Genomic DNA, 19,063 nt, shown 5'->3' on the forward strand with positions numbered 1-19,063 from the left:
CACGTTTCATATCCTTTACTTAAGACGGTTCCTTCAGGGGCCGTTCTTTTTTATTTCGGAATCCTGTGGACTGGCTTCTCTACAAGGGCATAAGCTGCTATGACTCCCCTGGTGGAGAAAAGCTCCGCATAAATGGTATAATTTTCACAAGTATAAGTGTTATGAAACTGGGAGGCCTGAAACGATGAGCGAGCAGCTTGTGGAACAATTGGAATTATGGCACGAAGAGGACGATTTTGAGGAAATTGTGGATGCGGTGACGGAAATTCCCGAGGAGGACCGGGATTATGTGCTGGTCAACCATTTAGGTAGAGCATTGCTTAATCTGGAGCGATACGAAGAGGCGCTGGAGCAGCTTATGTCCGTTGAGGAGGAAGGCGAGGAGGATCCGCTCTGGCATTACCGTGTCGGGTTTTCTTATTACTATCTGAAGCAGTATGACAAAGCTGTGGTTGCATTTGAGAACGCTGACCGGCTTGATCCTGAAGACGAGGATACACTGGAGTTTCTGGCGCTGAGCCGGCGCAAAGCCGCCAAGAAAGCAGCCAAAGCAGCTGCAGCAGAAGCATCCGGCAAAAAAACATCAGGGGTACGGCCTCTGCCAAAGTTTGATGGCGCTAACTTTTGGGCAGACAGCGCAGAAGAGCAGGATGACTATGTGTCTGAGCCGCTTACGGACGAGCTGGCTGCTTCCGTGGAAGAACAGCTGGTGTTTAAGCTGCCAGCCTTCTATATTGCTATGATGAAGCAGCAGAACGGCGGGATTCCCCGCAATACTAAATACCTGCTGGGTAACCAGGCTGTAGAAGCCGGCAAGGATTACATTATCATTTCCGGCATCCGCGGCATTGGACGGGAAAATAAGCTTTCCCTTTGCGGTAAGCAGGGCAACCTGGCAGTCATCGACGAATGGAATTATCCTGAATTCGGCGTAGTGATCTGCGATGCGCCGTCGCCGGATCAAGGGGTTGTAATGCTGGATTACCGGCCTGCCGGCAATGACGGTGAGCCCGAAGTAGTCTACGTCGATCTGGCAAACAACCGTAAGGTTACATATTTGGCCAAAAATGTGGAGAGCTTTATCCGCGGCCTGGTGAGCACAGAGTAGCCTGTAGATGTTGAGTTTGAGTTACGGAAGCATGATGTGCTGCCGGAAATGATAAAAAGACGGTTCCCGGGATTAAACGGGTGCCGTCTTTTTTGTAATTACTGTTTGCTGGCTACTACGTTATCAAGAAACAGATCCGCGTCGCTATTAAATTTCCAGTTCACTCCGAACTTATCAACCAGTATTCCAAAGCATGAAGACCAAGGCGTTTGGGATAACGGCATGATGACATTTCCGCCAAGGGATAAATGCTTAAAATATTCCTCGAGTTTCTGCTTATCGTCCATGACCAGATTTATCAGAATATTATTACCTGTCACCAGTTCACCTGTTACCGGCTTCATGGATGGTAAAATGTCTGACATCATAATTTTCCCCCCTGTGAAAGTAATGGAAGACTCCATAATCATATTTAACTCGTTTTCCGGCATCGGGTAATTTGGATCTTGCGTCATATCCCCGAACTTCGCTATTTTTACTTCAATTGCATTTAAAGCCTCGGAATAAAAATTAATCACCTGTTCAGTAATTCCATCAAAGTTCAGATAAGCAATAGCGGACATAAATATAACCTCCTTCTTGTTATAAAGGAAGTATAATAGATAATAGGTGACATCTTATTGTCACCGTTTAATACGGAACTCAAATAAAGAGGTGAGCCGATGGAAAAGGTCGAGCGACTAATCTCTATCATCATGATTCTCCTGAAGAAGGATGTCGTTTCCAGTACAGATTTTGCACAATTATTTAATGTCTCCAAAAGAACCGTGCTTCGTGATATGGAAACCTTGAGTTTGTCCAACATTCCCATTTATGCAGTCAACGGAGTTTATGGGGGCTACGGTATTATGAATGAGTACAAGGTCGATAAACGTCTTTTGAGCAGCACCGACTTATTGAATATCCTGACTGCGCTCGGCGGACTGGAACAAATTCTGATTAGCGAAGAAGTTGAACGAACGATAAAAAAAATGGAAGCAATGGTTAGTCCATCGGCCGCGAAAGGCTCCATCCGGATTTCTTTTTATGATTGGGAGGGCCGGTCTGAGCTCAGCCAAACCCTGAAGGCGCTTCAAGAATCAATAATAACAAGAAGAATAGTCTCATTTGATTATGACGATAAAGATGGTAATGCGACGAAAAGAACTGTTGAGCCCTACCTGCTTCATTTCAGCGAATCAAGCTGGTACCTGAAAGGATTCTGTCTAGAGCGTATGGGATTTAGGACATTTAAACTATCCCGGATAAATCATCTTCAAACGAATGAACAAACGTACACCCCAAGAGAGGACTTTGCGGATCACGAGCAGAAGGTAAGCTGTCAGCCGGAGCTGGTCACAGTCAAGGCATTAATATCACCCGGTATAAAGGATCAATTCATTGAAAGACACGGACAAAAGAGTATTGAATACTATAGTCCCGAACTTTATATGGTAACCTTTTCTGTTCCGTGCAATCGAATCGGATTTAAATTTTTGGCCGGATTTGGAACAGAACTGGAAATGGTAGAGCCCCAATCCTACGTTCAGGCATTCCGAAATTATTTGCTTGAGATGGTGAATAAATATAAATCAAGTACTGATACCCCCACCCGGCAAAAATAATTATAACCGTTCTTCCCCTTATCACCGCCGCGCGGATTGTTTATATTATAAGTATTACTGATTTCGGACAATGCGGAGGATACCGGCTGATGAATAACTAACACGTTTCCTGTACAACGACCAATTAACTTGTGATGTGCATTAGCACATGCCACGGGACACCTGCTTAGGGTGTACGGTCAGGGATACGTGTGTCTGCCGGGACTCATGCGACATAGAAATTAGGTTGGCAAAAGATAGACGATGCGCCTGGAGTTACTTTTAGGTGTACAGTTATCCTGCCGCTTATTTTCTGTACGCTGCTCCCTTCATACGTTTCCTGGACCGCAGCCTGCTGGCTGCGGTTTTTTGCTGCTGTTTCTGTTACGGATGCGGTAGTCAGCCTTGGAGGCTAATAAGAAGCGGAGGAATTTATATGACCATAACGACTATTATAAAAGCTAAGAATTTAAAAAAAGAATGGGAAGGCGCCCCTTTATTCGAAGGGGTATCCTTTGAAATTGCCGAAGGCGAGCGTGTCCTGCTATTCGGCCGCAACGGGATCGGCAAAACAACACTGCTGCAGGGCCTGCTGGGCAGGCTTGCTTTTGAAGAGGGGAGCGTCTACAGCGGCCTGGAGCGCGGGGAATGGGGTGCGCTGGATCAGCAGCTGGAGACGGATTCCGGCGTCAGCGTCCTTGAATTTGTGCTGTCAGCATCGGATGAGCTGGCGGCTCTTAAGTACCGGATGGAGTCGCTTGCCCGCAGACTGGAAGAGACAGGCGGCACGGATGAGCGGGCTGTTGCTGAATACGGGGAGGTATGCGACAGCTACCTGCTGCTGGACGGATACGGCTGGGAAGCCAAGGCGGAAAAATGCCTCCGGCAGCTGAAGCTGGACCCGTCACTGTGGCACCATCCTTACTGCCAGCTCAGCGGAGGACAGAAGACACGCGTCCAGCTGGCTGCGCTGGTCGCCCGGCAGCCCAGGCTGCTGGTGCTGGATGAGCCGACCAACCATCTCGACGAGGAGACAATGGTCTGGCTGGAGGAATGGGTGCGGACTTATCCCGGCACGGTGCTGTATGTGTCGCATGACCGTGTTTTTATTGACCGGACTGCAACAAGTGTGCTGGAGCTGAGCCCGACAGGCTGCCGCCGCTATCCCGGAGCTTACACGCAGTACAGAGAACAGAAGGAGCTGGAACTCAAGACCCTGGAAAGCCAGCACAAAAAACAGGAGCTGGAAAAAGAAAAGCTGCTGGAAAGCATCCGCCGCTATGCCCTGTGGTTCCAGCAGGCGCATACTGCCGCCGGGCAAAATGATTTCCGGCGGGCCAAGTCGAAGAAGAATGTCTCACGCCTGCACGCCAAGGAAGCCAGCCTGGAGCGGTTGGAGAAAAACCGTGTAGAGCTGCCGAAGGCGGCACCTCAGCTGAGCATGAAGCTGGAAGGTGAGGATTTTCAGGGAGATGCGCTGCTGGCAACGGAGGACATTAGCCTGGGCTACCCAGGCGGGCCGCAGCTGCTGGAGCATTTTGCGCTAACGTTGCGTAGGGGAGACCGGCTATCGGTGCTTGGTCCTAACGGTGCGGGCAAATCCACACTGCTGAAGCTGATTACAGGCGGGGTGCAGCCGGCTGCCGGCAGGGTGCGCATGCATCCCCGCACGAAAATCGCTTATTTTGCCCAGGAGCTGGAGCATCTGAACCCGGAGCTGACCATCCTTGACAGTCTGCTCGAGCTGCCGGGCATGACGCAGACGGAGGCGCGGACGATCCTCGGCTGCTTCCTGTTTCCGCGGGAGGATGTTTTTAAACGAATCGGCGATCTCAGCCTGGGCGAGAAATGCCGGGTTGCTTTTCTCCGGCTGTATTTCGGCAAGGCCAATCTGCTGGTGCTCGACGAACCGACTAACTACCTAGATATTGATACCCGTGAGCGGGTAGAGGAGGCGCTTGCTGCTTATCCCGGCGGTCTGGTTATCGTCTCGCATGACCGTTATCTGCATACGCGAGTGGCTAACCGTTTGCTGCTGCTGGGCCGGGGGAAGAGTCCGCAGTTCTTTTCCGGTACATTTGCCGAATATTATGCTAAAGAACGCAGCCGGGTGCTGACCCCGGAAGAGCAGGCCCGTGAGGGTGAGCTGCAGCTGCTGGAGCTGCGGATGGCCGGTCTGATGAGCAGAGAAGCTGCAGAAACGGAAGCAGAGGACCGGGAACTGCTGCAGGAGATTTTGACAGTACGCCAGGCAATCCGTGACAAAATAAAGGAAAACTGACATATGAAGAGAATTAAATAAAAGGAATTTAAAAGAAATGATTGGGGAAGCACTCTCAAATGACTTGAAGGCAACGGAAAGCATTAAGCTGAAGGGCTATGCGGAAGAGCAGGACAAAATCCCTGATAAAGGCGAGGCAACCAGCTCAATCAAAGTATCCGATGTAGCCAAGCCAGTCACTAAAGCGGTAAAGGTTACGGTGACGGAAAACCGCGGGCGCTATCCGGGCAATACGGCGATCTGGAAGTTTACTTTTAAGGTGCAGAAGCAGTAAGGGCAGCGGATTATCTGCCGGGCTTCAGGAGGGACGATGAATAAAAAACAGCGTATAGCAGCAATTATCGTGATCTTGGCAGTTATTACACTGATGTTCATGTGGCTTCGCCCGGAGCCTTTTGAAAGGGAATATCGCAGTGTGATTTATACGAATGAAGCCGGTCAGACAGGAACCACAGTCCTCGCGCTTTCAGGGGAAACGTTCCGGGGACTTCCGGGAAAAAGCAGCTTTACCGGCAGTCTGACTGCGGACAGTGATCTGGTCTACGAACTTAAGCTTAAGGAGAGCGGTGGCTACTTTTTCGGCCACATCTATACTTTTACAACAGATAACCATATTAGGACAATAGGGATAGTTAATGCGTCACTGGATCTGAATAAGCTCTGGGTCATGCTGCGTGATGTTAATGAGCGGTATGGACTCAAAGATCAGGACGGCTATATTGCCGGTCCTGCGGGTACGCTGGAGGAGGCGCAGCAGGTGGCACGGGATATTATCAGCCCGGAGTAACGGAACAAGGGGACCGGAAATAGCCTATAGTGAAACTACACAGCAGGGAGGATCTCTATGGAGAACAGTATTACGGATCGGCTGGCAGAGGATGACTTTGTAGGCTTTTGGAAAAGATTACTGACTAGCGTCCTGGATACTCTGATTTTGGCACTTCCCATGTACTTCATTAACGGCTGGGCCGTTTCGGCGGCTGAGCAGTACCAGTCGGGGATTCCGCTGTGGCTGCAGTGGGTTCTGCTCTCGCTGTTCAACATCCTGATGGTTGTAAAATTTGGCGGAACCCCGGCCAGGCTGATTCTGCGGACGCGGATTGTGAACGAGGAGGGCAAGTATCCCAGTCTGAAGCAGGCGGTGATCCGGTATATTTTTCTTCTGGTAAACTCACTGCTGGCGGTTATTGTTACCGCCGGAAACGGTACTCTTTCCAAGCTGCCTGAAGCTTATGCGAATTGGGCGCCGCTGGCCAGCGATCTGACAGGCATTTTGTCATTTGTCATTATTATTGACTGCCTGTTTCTTGTATTTAGCATGCGTAACCGGGCGCTTCATGATAGCATGGCCGGAACCTATGTGATTAATCAGAATGCTCTGCTCGATAATGATTACCAGGCAGGAAAAGATAACGTGTAAAGCCTGAACGTGTGTAAGAGTGAGAATGAAGGGCAAAAATGCCCTTGAATTTTGCCAACGCGGCCAAATGGGCCGAATGAAAGGCAAAAATGCCTTTGAATTCGGCCGACGCAGGCAAATGGGTCGAATGAAGGGCAAAAATGCCTTTGAATTCGGCTGACGCGGGCAAATGGGCCGAATGAAGGGCAAAAATGCCTTTGAATTCGGCTGACGCGGCCAGATGAGCCGATTGATGGGCAAAAGTGCCTTTGAATTCGGCCAGTCATAGTTTTATCTAAAAAAGACGGTCAACAGACAGCTATATAGCTGGTGTTGATCGTCTTTAGTATGTTGCTTTACGTGTCGGCAGCGTTCGTCTAGCTTACCTCAAGCACAGCCTTGATGAATCTTTTCATTGCCGTCGGCGCGCCTTCACTGGCCCACTGCTCCAGGGATTCATCCTGCCGGCTCATATAGGCATCCAGCTTATCGACCAGCAGCTTATCAAAAGTTGCAGGTGCTTCGGCACGCTCCGCCTGAAGCTCCATGATCAGCAGCGTCCAGCTGTAGCCGCCCCGGCCGTAGCTGTGCTGGGGATAGCGTTTGGCCAGCTCCAGCACGGACTCCAGCGTCTGGCCTGCAGCCAGCTCAGCAGCCAGATAACTGCCGATATAGCGGTGACTCGGGTCTGTCTCTATCGACAGAGCGAGCTGCTGCCGGGCTTCGTCCAGCCGGCCCTGATACATCAGGGCGAGGGCATTGAAGGAGTGGTCATAGCTGTCAGGCTCCTGTCTGTTCATCTCCAGATACAGCGCATAATATTTGTTGTAGCTGCTCCAGTCAGAGCGGTCCAGATAATAATCTGCCAGGTTGAAGGCAAAGTTGGCATCCGGACGCAGCTCCACCAGCTTTGCTAATAAGGCCATTGCTTCATCCATGATCCCGGCATCTTTTGTGTAAGAATGTTTAGCGAACAGGAGGTGAATCAGCATTTTGAGCGCATGGTCATCCTGCGGATTCCCGGTATAATCCTTACGGTAGGCTTCCAGCGCTTCCTCCAGCTTCCCGTCTGCAACGAGCTTATCCGCAGCGGTCATCGTCCGCGATTTCAAATAGAAGAACGGCAGATTGCCTACCGTTTCCTCATTGAGCCGGTAGCCATTGCTGCGTGTAATGACATGGCCCTGTGCATCGTAAGCATCGATGCTCCAGGAGAACCGGCTGTCCGGATTAGCGAAGCCGAGCAGGGAGGCGGGTAAAACCGACAGCCAGCCTTCTCCGTTTTCGCTGGTAGAGAAGCCTGCTATAGAGAACCCCCCGCTGTTATACAGCTCTGTGACCGGGATTGCAACCTGATTACCTGTAATCCGTTGCCGGGTGATATGACTGAAGCGACCACCGTTGTCATCGACTGTTGTAGACAGATTGTAATAGGCAGCTCCGGCAACAGCTTCCCATTTGAACTGTATAGTATCCCCGGTTAATACTTGTGAGTTAACAGGAGACTGCAGCTCCAGCAGCGGTTGGAGTGTGATGTCATGTATGACCGAGCTGCCAGCCTGGAGCTCGATCCAGTCGTCAGACTGCACCGGCCAGGTCCAGCCGTCGATCTGCTCAAAGCTGAAGCCGAGCTGGATCTGATAGAATCCGGGAATCACGCCGGAGAACTGGAAGTGTCCATCAGGATCCGTAACAATCTGATACGGCTCGCTGTCATACCGTACACTGTGATACAGCTCGCTTTCCGCGCGCAGGAAGATCCCGGCCCGGGCTAACGGAGTGCCGTCGCTTTTGGTGAGGGTACCAGATATAGTGGCCGGAGCATCGAAGCCTAGCTTCACAGCTTCCTGCAGCGCCGTCTGAAGCGCGATAAGCTGCTCTTCCGTGGAGGAAGAGGCGTGATAAACCGCTTCAGCCGGATTGTTTATACTGCTGCCTTCTGTGCCGCCGCCGGAGCTGGCAGCGGCGGCAGTGTTCTGTTCCGTACTGCTGTCCGGCGGATTAAATTCGGCTTCCTGTTCAACCCAAGCCTTACGGTATTCCTCTAGTGCGCTGGTTACCAGTGTAAGCGCTTCGCTACCTTTACCTTGCGTGAACAGTAGCCGCCCCTGCAGCCAGGCTGCCCGGGCATCCAGTTCGGATTCATTGTACTGGACAGTAAACGCCGACTGTTCAAGAAACTCTCCGGCTCTTGCGTAATCTCCGGCATTCAGTGCCCGCTCGGCCCGGAGCAGAGTCAGCCCGCGTGCAGCTGAAGACTGGCTGCTGACCCTGCCTACGGCAGCAGCGATAGCCTGATCAGCCTGATCCCCGGCGTTCCCTGCGGCATCATATTCGTAAACCAGCTGCTTAACTGCATTTTGTAGTGAGTAATCAGCCGGCCCTTCCTGAATGTATTCCCTCAGCAGCTTAATCCGGTCTTCGGGCAGGAGTAAAGGGACTCCCTTACCTACGTCCGGGTTCACCTGGCTCATAGACCCGCCTGCGTATACGTTGAACCAGTAGGCCGGATAAGGGCCGGCCGGCTCTATGACCGTCTCACGAATGAGCTGCATGCGTGCGCTGCCGCTGCTGGCAGCAAGCTTCTGCAGCAGTTCAGTCCGGGCGTCTGCGGAAGCCTGCAGCGCCGGACTTAAGTCAGCACGGGCCCAAGGCCGGGTAAGTCCAATGACCGTCAGCAGGGTGAGGGGAAGCAGCAGAAAAAGCACCAGATGCTTAACCTTAACTCTAATTTTCATGCTGCTTCACCGCCTGCTCATAGAGATCCTTCCAGTAGGTGCTACCTCCGGTTTCTATTAATTCCCGCCGTTCCTGCGGCTGAATAGATTGCTGTTGCTCAGTAGTCATTTGCGGTGCATAGAACAGCAGAACTCCTGTCGTAAGCACTGCTGCTGCAGCACCGAGTGTCCCCAGCGAGATTTCCAGCTCTTTGTTCCACAGAGCGGCAAGACGTCCCCGGAAAGTAGGCGGATGGGTCTGTTCCAGCACCCGGTCATGGCCGGAGAAGGTGACATGAGTAAGTTCTTCTTCCAGCCGTTGCCTGATCATTTCGCGTCCGTTATCCATTAGCAATGTCCTCCTTCTCCAAAATCAGCCTGAGCAGCTGCCTCCCGCGGGCGAGTCTTGATTTCACCGTGTTTTCCCTGGTCTTCAGCTGGGAGGCGATCTCTCGCACACTCATTTCATGAAAATAATACAGGGTCAGGCTCTCACGGTAGATATAGTCCAGGCTGCGGATCGCATCCGAAAGCTTTGCATTATGCCATTCAGCCATAAAAAGCTCTTCCGCTCCAGAAGCGGAGCCGCCCGCAGCCTCTGCCCACTGCCCGCTATCCGCCGCCGGAAAAATACTCCGCCAGTTCCAGGTCCGCTGCTTCATCCGGCAGCGGTTGACCGTAATCGCTATCAGCCAGGAGCGGAGCCGGGCGGGCTCTTGGAGCTGGCTGATTTTGGCATATGCCTGGATAAACGTATCCTGCACAGCTTCCTCGGCAGACTGCCGGTCCCTAAGCAGCAGACAGGCCGTTCTAAGCAGCATATCCCCGTACTCATCCATCAGCTGACGGAGGGCGGACTCATCCCTGGCCTTGATTCTCTCTATAATATCCAGATGCAGCTCCCCTCCCTTTACTAATAAGATGCGGGCTGCAGCGATATGGTTGCAGGTGCACGGAAAAATGGATACTCAACTGCTTAATGGTTCAATGCCGGAGAGGTTGTCTAAAATAAGATAAGCTTTCCCGGCAGGCAGCTGTGGGCGTTTGCAAACCATAGACTGCAACCTTTAATACATCCAATGCGTCAGAACCATTACTTATTTCATAAAGATAGCTAAACTAACCAAGGAGATGACAGCATGGCAACAACATTCAAAAAAATAGCAGGAATCATGATACTGGCCAGCGCACTCGGGCTGACGGCCTGTAATTCTTCGGACAACACCGGAAACAGCGCAGCGGCGACAACTGCCCCTACTGCAGAGGCATCTGCTTCGGCCCAGACGGCGGCCACCGCCAGCCCTTCACCGGCGGCAGCAGAGGAGTCCGCCCGGCCGGCAGCCACGGCAGCACCGGATACAGCAGCCGGCAACGGAGCTGCGGCAGAAGACAGTGCAGCCCGGCTGAAGGAGCTGCTGGAGCTGGCCCGGCAGGGCAAGGTTCCCGGTGTGGAATATGCCGCACACAGCGGAATGATTGACGAAGTCGAGGCGGCATGGGGCGAGCCGGATACCAAAGAGTCAGCCGGCAAAGGGATGTACTCCACCTACAATGCCAAGCATGTTGTCTTCGGCTGGAATAAGGGCAGCCGGATTTTTGATGTCCGGTCCAGCGCTGCCGATCTGCAGCAGCTGACACTGAAAGAAATTGAGCAGACGCTCGGCAAGCCGGATGATACAGCTGTGAACGGCAGTGACAGAATTTATATTTATCAGGCCGGTAAGGAGTACGAGCTGAAGTTTATTATTCCGGAAGAAACCGGTAAGGTCGATCATATTTCGGTCTTTTCCGAGCAGGACTCCTTTAACAATATGGCGGGTTAACAGCAAAAAAAGAGTGAATCTGCAGTCTGGCTGCGGGTTTGCTCTTTTTTTATCGGATCAGCTGTGCTCACGCTTGTTCTATGACGTTAGTGCTGGAGCAGATGGAAGCCGGGCTGATATAATACACCCATGGACTCATCCGTGGAAAAGAGGATTTTGTGATGCTGCTCGAATTAGATGAAAGTAACTTTACTGTGGCATCCGGCGGAACAGCCATCCAGCTGCTGCCCAAGGAGTTTGCACTGCTTGAATTTATGTACAGGAACAAAGGGCGTACCTTTACCCGCGGTCAACTGCTGGACAAAGTCTGGCCGCTGGAGTATCCGGTGGAGCGGACCGTAGATGATCATATATACCGTCTGCGCAAAAAACTCCGCCCGTTCAGCGGACTGGCACTCCAAACTGTCCGTGGCTCCGGCTACAGCTTGTCTCTCCCGGAACCGGCAGCTGTCCCGCTGGTCAATCCGACAACTCATGACCCGGAGCTGCGCGAGGCGATGCGCGAGGTTTTTAGTAAATTCCATGTCTACGGACAGGGCAAATCCATGCTCAGCCTGGCTGGCCAGAAGGACACACTCGGCTACGCGCTGGACCCGCAGGTTGCGGTGACCCTCCATTTTGTACAGGGGGATCTGGAGTGGTTCATGCATACAGAGGAGGTTCCGCTTAAGGACCGGCTGTTCCATTTGTTTGTATTTTACATGTTCACTGGAGATCCCAAAAGGAAGCTTGCCGTATGTGAGCGGGTGATTGAAGCTCAGGTGATGCATGAGCGGGATCAACTGGAGCTGGACATCCTGACGATCCTTGATCTGTTCATCGTAGCGGGTGTACCGGAGCGGGCCTTAGCGCGCCTTCCCCGGTCCTATCAGGCAATCTCGGAGCGAGGCTATAAAAACTTTGTGCCGGTAACCATGATTACCGAGCTGTTTGCGCACCTTGCTGCAGGGTCAGAAAATGATGTGCTTAGTCGGCTGGATGAGGCTATAGGGCAGATTTTGCAGGAGAAGCCCTTTTTAAGAGAAACCGGCAACTATAAGCTTGTAAAAGGACTTTGGCATCTGCGGGAAAATAGGCCTGCTGAGGCGGAACAGCTGCTGGATGAAGGGATTGAGGTGCTGGAGCGCTCGGGGTTTATTCCGCTTCGGCTGTACGGCTTTTACCGGATTTATTATTATTGCCGGCTGTATCTGCCGCCACATGTGCTGCACCGCAAATATGAACGCAGATTTACGGAGGCAATGGAGGAGAGCGGGTTAAGCCGTTATGAGCAGCCTCTGGAAAACCTGCTGATGCGGGTGCTGAATCCCTAATTTATAATCCTTAATCTCTGAATTCCCTCTGATAATGCTCTGACAATTCCCCGTTACATTAAGGTCATAAGATGACTTGATTCATCGAGACTATATATGTATCTGGAGGAATGACGGATGGAAGCTTCACCAATGCAGGGGAAAAGCCTGCTGCATAACAAGGTCTACGTGCGTGTATACAGCGCTTTTGCCACCGCCAGCTTTGGCGACTGGTTCGACTCTCTGGCTATACAGGTACTGGTTGGATACCGCTGGCAGGTCAGCCCGCTGATGCTCGCATTGATCCCGGTGGCCATCGCGCTGCCCAGTATTCTGCTCGGCTCCGTGGCCGGAGTAGCCGCCGACCGGCTGAACAAGCTGAAGCTGATGCGGGTATGTGATCTGCTCACCGCTGTCCTCACGCTTGTACTGTTACTTGCGCCTAATATGTTCTGGCTGCTGCCGCTGCTGTCCTTGCGCTCCGCCATTTCAACGGTCAACGTGCCTGCCCAGCAGTCCCTGACCCGCAGTATTGTCAGAGAGGACCAGCTGCTTCAGGCCTCCTCGCTGAACGGGCTCGTGAACCAGGGCTCCAAAATCGCCGGCCCGCTGCTGGGCGGCCTCGCGCTCACCTTCCTTACACCGCAGTGGTGCATCGTACTGAATGCTGTGCTGCGCGGCTGCTCTTATCTGCTGCTGCTGTCAGTGCGTAATATTAAGGCACAGGCAGAGCCTGCACAGGAAGCTGCCGAAGAGAAGGTTCCGCTGCGGACCATGTGGAAGGAAGGCTGGGGCTTTATGCTGAGCAGCCGAATCCTGCTGAATATGATGTTGTACGGACTGGCCGGGGCTTTGGCGATCCAGGTGATTGATTTTCAGTTCACCAGCCTGTTCCGGGTATATTCTCCGACCGGAGAAGCAGTGCTGGGCTGGATGGTTGCTGCGTCGGGTGTGGGCGCGGTGCTGACCATCCTACTACTGGGTAAATTGAGCAGTGCAGTAAGCTATACATGGCGGCTGGGCATAGGCTACATGCTGATCGGTATATCAGTTGCGGGACTCGGGCTGCTGCAGCCGGGCGCCCCGGTCATCTGGGTGCTGCTGCTTGGTTTCGTCCTCGGAGCCGGGAACGGGGCGTTCGCAGTAGCCTTCAACTATATGCTGCAAAAAGAAACCCCGCCGCACATGACCGGCCGCATCTTCGGCATCCAGAACACTGTGCTCAGCGCCGTGCTGATCATTGCCCCGCTGCTCGGCGGCCTGCTGGTCGAGTTCGCCGGGCCAGGCCGGATCTTCCTGATCTTCGGCCTCATCCAGACAGCACTGGGGGTGGCCGGCCTGGTCTTCGGCCGGATACTCTGGCAGGAGAAGCGGGAGGGTAAGGCCAGCCGGATGGAGCAGGCGGGATAGAGGGAGGCAGACTTAAATAGGGACGGTGTTAAGCTGCGCACCGCTCCTCACGCCGGCTGCTGTTGGTACATGAAGGAGGCCAACACATGGCATAGGGGGGCAACACAACATCTGACTGAGCTCAGCCCCGCCGCCAATGCTCTGACCGGCACAGCAATGCTCCCGCCAGCACAGCAATGCTGCTGCATTAACTGCACTTTGTACACCTATAAGTAGCTTTTTGAGCTAATTCAGACATATAAGTATATTCCGTGCAGCTATATTCTCCATTTCCCGCCGTTTTGCGGGAATGGAGCCTTTTTAGTTGTATGAACTGCAGTTAAACCGCTCTAACAGGGCCAAACGGGCTGTTTTAGCTGCACGAAGTACAACTATCTTTATCCAGCCTATCACTACATAAGGAGGTTCACAGTAATGAGTGAATTTACATCAGGTCATATTTTGCGGGCCGCGGATCGGGACATCGTCAGGAAATATGCAGTTAGCGGTTCAGTAATTATGCAGCTGAATGAACAATACATAGCTTATCTGATAGAAGATACGTATAACAGTGGACCGGCTCCTGAGCATATTCAGCTTCTATCAGAGGAGGCGCCTGTGCTATATTTCTATAACTTTGCGGACCATGAGTGGGGCTACCAGCTGATTCACCAAGGAAAAGAAATCGCGACACTGCATATTGCCTATGAGTATGAGGAAGAGATGGTTCTTCATACTGCAGAGGTAAGATATCCAGAGTCAGACTTCAGGGAGCTGTTGTTTGGCGGTACTCTAGAAAAAATCCGGGAGGAGCTTGAGTCTGCCTCTGTATTTGAGCAAAAGCTTCAAGAACTGTTCGACAACAGCCGCCCGGAGCAATTTCAGCTGCTGGGGGCATCCGGGGAGAAGATTGAACAACTCCTTGAAATTCTAAGCATCTCCTTCATTAACCGCAATATTAACGAAGCTATGGAACTATCCGATAAATTCAAAGAAATTCTCGGCATAGAAGAAATGTCCTACATCCGGCATGAACGGGTCGTAGAATCCGAAGAGTATGACGAACTATTCTAAGCTTCCCGTACCCTTATGCAGCCGGTAAAACCGCTGCGTATTGGCGCTCAGCAGCGCTTCCGCCTCTGCAGGCGAATAACCGTGCAGCGCGCCCCAGGCTGCAGCAACATCCCGGATCATGGCCGGGTGCGTAGGCCGTCCTGTGAAAGGACCCTCAAACGGCCAAGGGCCGTCCGTCTCCGCCATAACCAGCTCAGGCGGATAACGTTTGGCCAGGACCTGAATCTCCGGTTCGTAGACGATATCCGGAGTGAAGGAGATATAGTAGCCGCGTTCAATCATCCTGGCGACGGCTTCTTCCGGCCCCTTGAACCAGTGAAAGTGAGCATCCCGGATGCCGTGCTTGTCCAGCAGATCACAGGCGGTGAGCGCATCCTCATAGACGGCATGCAGCACCACGGGCTTACCTAGCCGCGCGGCCAGGCCAAGCAGGGTGTCCAGCAGCCGGATATATGGCTCCGTCTCAAAAGCTTCGCCGCGCTCAAGCGCTTCAGCCCGGCTATAATAAGGCAGGCCGATTTCACCTACAGCGGCCATATCTGCGGCATGCTCTTCGATGAAGCGGAGCAGCGCCGCCAGCTCATCTTCATCCGGCAGCGGCTGCTCGGGATGATAGCCGTAGGCCGGCTTAATCAGCTCTGGAGCCTTCCCGGCCAGCTCCAATGTACGGGCGCAGGAGCCCAGGTTCATCGAAACCGCAACCAGGGATTCAACCCCTTGCCCGCGAAGTTCAGCCAGCATGTCCTCCAGCACATCCGGTTCATACTGCTCAAGATGTATATGCGCATCAATCATTGGCGGCCTGCTTCTTCACCGTTGCCGGATATTCATCGAACGCCATAAAGGTGACAGATTCCGGCTCCAGCGCCGTACCTGACTTTGCCGTTTTATAGACAAGCTCCAGACTTCCGATGCTTTCCAGGAATCCCGTCGTCACGTTGACTTCGGCCGTCAGCCGGTTATTCTCCACTTTGTAGTAAGTAACTGTGCCGATACCTGCGCTTCCGCCGATGTTCGGATCATCTGCGCGGTCCGGCAGCCGCAGTTCCACCTGTGCAGGCAGTGTGCCGCCAAGCTTCAGCGAAACCAGCATATCCTTGCCGTTAGCGGTAATGCTGGAGGTAACAAGCTGTCCGGCTGCCTCCCAGGCCTCAGGTACATCCAATTCCTTCCATGTCTGCGGCTTGATAACGTGAATCTCCTGCTCGACAATGCCTGTTCCAGTGCCCAGTGTCAGGATAACTACAGCTTCAGGCTGCCCGTCCTGATTGACATCCGCATAATACAGCTCCGGCGGATGGCTTAAATCCCGGGCAGTCTCCCAGCCATACTGGTGCTTCTGGCCTTTTACCTCAAGCACAAAGCCTTTGTATCTGGTTTTGTCTTTAAGAGCGGCATAAATTTTGACCTCCGGGTGATTCTCAGCAACCGCAAGTGCTTCTGACGGCTTACGCACAGTTGTACTTACACTGCCAGAGATAATGGATACTGTATTCTTGTCCTGATCAAACCGAAAGTCAGCGCCGGATACCAGATTGAGTGCTGAAGCAGGAATGTACATCCGCCCGTTCCGCAGAATAGCCTTGCCCTCAAGCGCAGTGGAACTGCCGTAATAGAGCACAAGCTGGCTGCCGGGTTTGATCATTGTGCTGCTGCTTTCGTCACCAATGGTTAAAAGCTTTTGCCGGTTGTCCCACTGCAGTCTGGCAGGGTAGAACTCGGTGAGCACCCGGACCGGAATGTATACAATGCCTTGGTCAAGAAACGGGTGCAAAGGGGTGAGGGCGGATTCTCCGTCAACAATCAGTTTAAGCGGTGCAGCGGCATACGTTCTATCTATATCAAGAGCCGACGGGCATGCGGCAATCAACATTGCTGCAGCTACGCTGGCGATCCATCTTTTCATAAGTAAATCCTCCATTTATATAAGCTTTGCGTTAATCTAGCAGAAGTCGCTCCTATTAGTATAAAGCAAATTGAACGCGTGAAGGTCACTTTCTGTTAACATTGATAAGACAAGCTTGTTACGCTTTGATGGCGGCATCCTGAGATGGAACATATGCTCGGGAAAATAGTAAAAAAATGCCCCGCAGATGGACGATAGAGCGTTGTCCTTATCTGCGGGGCATTGCAGCTTGCAGGGTATTCCATTATACTGAACGCTTCATTCCGGGAGCAGCGGCTGCAGGCCGGAAAGCGGCGGAGTTGTCTTTTTTGTGGAACAGGCTGCGCAGGTAACCCAGTACCCAGCGGTCAAGACCGATTGCACCGGCATTTGCGGCCGACACGATAATGATGACTTCCATCAGCAGCAGCTGAACATTCGTGCTTACAGTGCCCGAGAGCAGGTAGGCAGCATTCATAACCAGCCCCATCAGGGCAGCAAAGGTAGTGAAGGTACCCAGGATCAGTCCAAGACCAACCAGGAATTCACCGGCAGGAATCAGCAGATTGAAAAAGCTTACGTTCGGCAGAGCAGCATGCTGGAGGAAGCTTCCCCACCAGGCTTGTACAGTAGCGCCTTCCCCGGCGCTTTTGGCAATTGCACCACCCAGGAAGCCTGAAGCATCGAAGCCCCCGGTCAGCTTATGCCAGCCGGCCTCAATCCATTGATAACCTACATATATACGGAGCACAGTCAGCAGCATCATAGCGATTTTATTAGTACGGAACCAGTTGTTAAACATGAGATCCACTCCTTAAAAGTATAGTATGGTTGTTTTCTCTTTGTAGTATCGGATGATCATCTTCGATAGCTTTATAATAAGTGATTTTTTTCACATGAGGTGTGATATAAATCACAATTATCGAATTAATTTTTATATCAAACTAAAATTTGAATATTTTGAAAACAAACCATAAAAGGACTTGCGCAGAATACGCTTTTACCCTGTGACGGTCCGGGCTTGACACAAAATTTGGTTAAAATTAACATGGGACTATGGATGAGAATAAAATATTGGCGGTCATTGGCCGCATTCACCGGAGTGGCAACAGATTTATTGAACGGGAGCTTAAAAAGCATAATATTCACGGTATTGCCCCTTCTCATGGAGACATTCTGTATCAGCTGTTCATCCGGGAAAATATTACGATGAATCAGCTGTCCGCCTCGATTGATAAGGATAAGTCCACGATCACAGCGCTGGTGGATAAACTGGTACGGCTGGAATATGTGAAGCGGGAGCAGGATGAGACGGACGGGAGGATCTTCCGGTTGTCCCTCACGAGTAAGGGAAGGGAGCTGCAGCCGGTCTTTGAGGAGGTATCGGCAGCGATGCTGGCGGCAGTGTATGAAGGCTTTACACCGGAGGAGAAGGGGCAGTTGCTCGGTTTGCTGGAGCGGATCAAGCTGTAAACCAGACTGAGCAGAGCAGACTACACTTGACATCATAATCAAAGCAAGGTATTTAATATGGGAAAAGGCCTCCGGTACATAGCCGGCAGGCCTTTTCCTTTTGGATTTTTATAAATACAAACGCATCTGAGTCCATACGGTATTTTGAATTTATATGCAGTGATGCACTGAGCTTACCATCCTATATTTTGACATAACCCTCTAAAATATGAACGGGAGGTCGTGCAGATGGAGAAGCTCAAAGTCCTGCGCAAGCAGATTGAGTTAGAACGGGCCAGACTTAATCAGATGGAGCAAACCCACGGACTGCTACACCCCAGGGTGATCAGACAGTCGATGAAGCTGGATGAGTTGATTAATACATATACAAGACTGGATTCAGGTAATAAATAAAAGTGATCCGTTCAGTCCGGATGACCGCCGCTAATGCAGCTACTGTCTAATTCCCTCGAAGGCAGAAGCTGTAATTGTTGTAACATAAGCTTCATCAAGAACATCCCCGGTAATCAGCAGCCTGTAAAAAATTGGGCCATACAGCAGATCAATACAGCAGCCGATATCCAGATCAGGCTTCAGCTCCCCCCGAGTAACCCCCCGTTCCAGCAGCTGGCGGGCTTCCTGCCGCCGGGGAGCGAAAAACCGTGTCCGGTAAGCTTCGGCCAGCCCGGTATCAGCTTGCCCCGCACCGATCAGCCCGGTAATGACCTTGCCCTCCCGGCTGCACAAAAAAACCGCCAGATTTGTTGCATGTCTGATAATATCTTCCCTTACAGAACCCGTATCCGGCACAGGTAACCGTGCCGTAGCTGCAGAGAGGTAGCCGTCCATGACTACTGCTGCTTTGTTAGGCCACCATTTATAGATGGTGGCCTTGCTTACTTTGGCCCGTTCGGCGATTTTATCGACCGTCACCGCTTCAAAGCCCGTTTCCAGCAGCAGCTCATAGGATGCAGCCAGAATGGCAGCCTCTGCTTCGTTATTGCGCGGGCGTCCCCTTTTTTTATCCATTATCATGTCCTCCTGGTTCACAACATCTCAA

The 19,063-nt window shown here is 52.1% G+C and carries 21 protein-coding genes; 13 read left to right on the forward strand and 8 right to left on the reverse strand.

Going from position 1 to position 19,063, the window contains the following annotated elements:
* Positions 1 to 184: 184 nt before the first annotated feature.
* Positions 185 to 1,108 (forward strand): SMI1/KNR4 family protein, encoded by a 924-nt coding sequence (locus NST84_RS05335; RefSeq protein ID WP_342564596.1) that lies wholly within the window; start codon positions 185 to 187, stop codon positions 1,106 to 1,108.
* Between the two features lie 98 nt (positions 1,109 to 1,206).
* Here the strand turns inward: NST84_RS05335 and NST84_RS05340 are convergent, their stop codons facing one another.
* Entirely contained in the window at positions 1,207 to 1,671 is a 465-nt protein-coding gene (locus tag NST84_RS05340) for a VOC family protein (RefSeq protein WP_342564597.1), read from the reverse strand.
* A 99-nt stretch (positions 1,672 to 1,770) separates the two neighbouring features.
* Between NST84_RS05340 and NST84_RS05345 the strand changes: the two genes are divergently transcribed.
* The 6 genes from NST84_RS05345 to NST84_RS05370 all read left to right on the forward strand — a co-directional run bounded on the left by NST84_RS05345 (position 1,771) and on the right by NST84_RS05370 (position 6,552).
* A complete protein-coding gene (locus NST84_RS05345) occupies positions 1,771 to 2,712 on the forward strand; it encodes a YafY family protein (RefSeq protein ID WP_342564598.1) in 942 nt (313 codons plus the stop codon).
* Positions 2,713 to 3,127: 415 nt separating this feature from the next.
* Entirely contained in the window at positions 3,128 to 4,972 is a 1,845-nt protein-coding gene (gene abc-f / locus NST84_RS05350) for an ABC-F type ribosomal protection protein (RefSeq protein ID WP_342564599.1), read from the forward strand.
* A gap of 37 nt (positions 4,973 to 5,009) precedes the next feature.
* Positions 5,010 to 5,246, forward strand: a complete 237-nt coding sequence (locus tag NST84_RS05355) for a hypothetical protein (RefSeq protein WP_342564600.1) — start codon at positions 5,010 to 5,012, stop codon at positions 5,244 to 5,246.
* A gap of 36 nt (positions 5,247 to 5,282) precedes the next feature.
* On the forward strand, positions 5,283 to 5,759 hold the full coding sequence (locus tag NST84_RS05360) for a hypothetical protein (RefSeq protein ID WP_342564601.1): 477 nt from the start codon (positions 5,283 to 5,285) through the stop codon (positions 5,757 to 5,759).
* Positions 5,760 to 5,816: 57 nt separating this feature from the next.
* Complete coding sequence (locus tag NST84_RS05365) at positions 5,817 to 6,392, forward strand: RDD family protein (protein WP_342564602.1); 576 nt, start codon at positions 5,817 to 5,819, stop codon at positions 6,390 to 6,392.
* 25 nt (positions 6,393 to 6,417) lie between these two features.
* Complete coding sequence (locus tag NST84_RS05370) at positions 6,418 to 6,552, forward strand: hypothetical protein (protein WP_342564603.1); 135 nt, start codon at positions 6,418 to 6,420, stop codon at positions 6,550 to 6,552.
* A gap of 196 nt (positions 6,553 to 6,748) precedes the next feature.
* On the opposite strand, the gene NST84_RS05375 is transcribed toward NST84_RS05370, so the two are convergent.
* From NST84_RS05375 to NST84_RS05385, 3 genes are read right to left on the reverse strand one after another with little or no spacing between them, the layout of a single operon-like run.
* The gene (locus NST84_RS05375) at positions 6,749 to 9,109 is read right to left on the reverse strand and encodes a hypothetical protein (RefSeq protein WP_342564604.1); all 2,361 of its coding nucleotides are present in this window, start codon (positions 9,107 to 9,109) and stop codon (positions 6,749 to 6,751) included.
* Complete coding sequence (locus tag NST84_RS05380; protein WP_342564605.1) at positions 9,099 to 9,437, reverse strand: hypothetical protein; 339 nt, start codon at positions 9,435 to 9,437, stop codon at positions 9,099 to 9,101. Before NST84_RS05380 ends, NST84_RS05375 begins: the two co-directional genes overlap by 11 nt.
* Positions 9,430 to 10,026: a sigma-70 family RNA polymerase sigma factor gene (locus tag NST84_RS05385; RefSeq protein ID WP_342566357.1), complete on the reverse strand. Its 597-nt coding sequence runs from the start codon at positions 10,024 to 10,026 to the stop codon at positions 9,430 to 9,432. The genes NST84_RS05380 and NST84_RS05385 overlap by 8 nt, the downstream gene beginning before the upstream one ends.
* 201 nt (positions 10,027 to 10,227) lie before the next feature.
* Here NST84_RS05385 and NST84_RS05390 point away from each other — a divergent pair, with 201 nt between their 5' ends.
* The 4 genes from NST84_RS05390 (at position 10,228) to NST84_RS05405 (ending at position 14,666) form a co-directional block, all read left to right on the forward strand.
* Positions 10,228 to 10,911 carry a YjgB family protein gene (locus NST84_RS05390; protein WP_342564606.1) on the forward strand — a complete coding sequence of 228 codons (684 nt, stop codon included), beginning with the start codon at positions 10,228 to 10,230 and terminating at the stop codon, positions 10,909 to 10,911.
* A gap of 161 nt (positions 10,912 to 11,072) precedes the next feature.
* Positions 11,073 to 12,224, forward strand: coding sequence for a winged helix-turn-helix domain-containing protein (locus NST84_RS05395; protein ID WP_342564607.1), 1,152 nt, complete (start codon positions 11,073 to 11,075; stop codon positions 12,222 to 12,224).
* A gap of 117 nt (positions 12,225 to 12,341) precedes the next feature.
* Positions 12,342 to 13,613: an MFS transporter gene (locus NST84_RS05400; RefSeq protein ID WP_342564608.1), complete on the forward strand. Its 1,272-nt coding sequence runs from the start codon at positions 12,342 to 12,344 to the stop codon at positions 13,611 to 13,613.
* Positions 13,614 to 14,027: 414 nt separating this feature from the next.
* Entirely contained in the window at positions 14,028 to 14,666 is a 639-nt protein-coding gene (locus tag NST84_RS05405; RefSeq protein ID WP_342564609.1) for a hypothetical protein, read from the forward strand.
* On the opposite strand, the gene NST84_RS05410 is transcribed toward NST84_RS05405, so the two are convergent.
* From NST84_RS05410 to NST84_RS05420, 3 genes are all read right to left on the reverse strand, one after another.
* Positions 14,658 to 15,461 carry a TatD family hydrolase gene (locus NST84_RS05410; RefSeq protein ID WP_342564610.1) on the reverse strand — a complete coding sequence of 268 codons (804 nt, stop codon included), beginning with the start codon at positions 15,459 to 15,461 and terminating at the stop codon, positions 14,658 to 14,660. The two genes, NST84_RS05405 and NST84_RS05410, sit on opposite strands and share 9 nt — an antisense overlap.
* Complete coding sequence (locus tag NST84_RS05415; protein ID WP_342564611.1) at positions 15,454 to 16,572, reverse strand: copper amine oxidase N-terminal domain-containing protein; 1,119 nt, start codon at positions 16,570 to 16,572, stop codon at positions 15,454 to 15,456. Before NST84_RS05415 ends, NST84_RS05410 begins: the two co-directional genes overlap by 8 nt.
* 244 nt (positions 16,573 to 16,816) lie before the next feature.
* Positions 16,817 to 17,353 carry a DoxX family protein gene (locus NST84_RS05420; RefSeq protein WP_342564612.1) on the reverse strand — a complete coding sequence of 179 codons (537 nt, stop codon included), beginning with the start codon at positions 17,351 to 17,353 and terminating at the stop codon, positions 16,817 to 16,819.
* Positions 17,354 to 17,607: 254 nt separating this feature from the next.
* On the opposite strand from NST84_RS05420, the gene NST84_RS05425 reads away from it, so the two are divergent.
* A complete protein-coding gene (locus tag NST84_RS05425) occupies positions 17,608 to 18,024 on the forward strand; it encodes a MarR family transcriptional regulator (protein ID WP_342564613.1) in 417 nt (138 codons plus the stop codon).
* Between the two features lie 228 nt (positions 18,025 to 18,252).
* On the forward strand, positions 18,253 to 18,417 hold the full coding sequence (locus NST84_RS05430; RefSeq protein WP_342564614.1) for an aspartyl-phosphate phosphatase Spo0E family protein: 165 nt from the start codon (positions 18,253 to 18,255) through the stop codon (positions 18,415 to 18,417).
* Between the two features lie 39 nt (positions 18,418 to 18,456).
* On the opposite strand, the gene NST84_RS05435 is transcribed toward NST84_RS05430, so the two are convergent.
* On the reverse strand, positions 18,457 to 19,032 hold the full coding sequence (locus tag NST84_RS05435; RefSeq protein WP_342564615.1) for a TetR/AcrR family transcriptional regulator: 576 nt from the start codon (positions 19,030 to 19,032) through the stop codon (positions 18,457 to 18,459).
* Positions 19,033 to 19,063: the final 31 nt, after the last annotated feature.

Source organism: Paenibacillus sp. FSL R7-0345 (genome assembly GCF_038595055.1).
In the GTDB taxonomy this organism is placed as follows: Bacteria; Bacillota; Bacilli; order Paenibacillales; family Paenibacillaceae; genus Paenibacillus_AQ.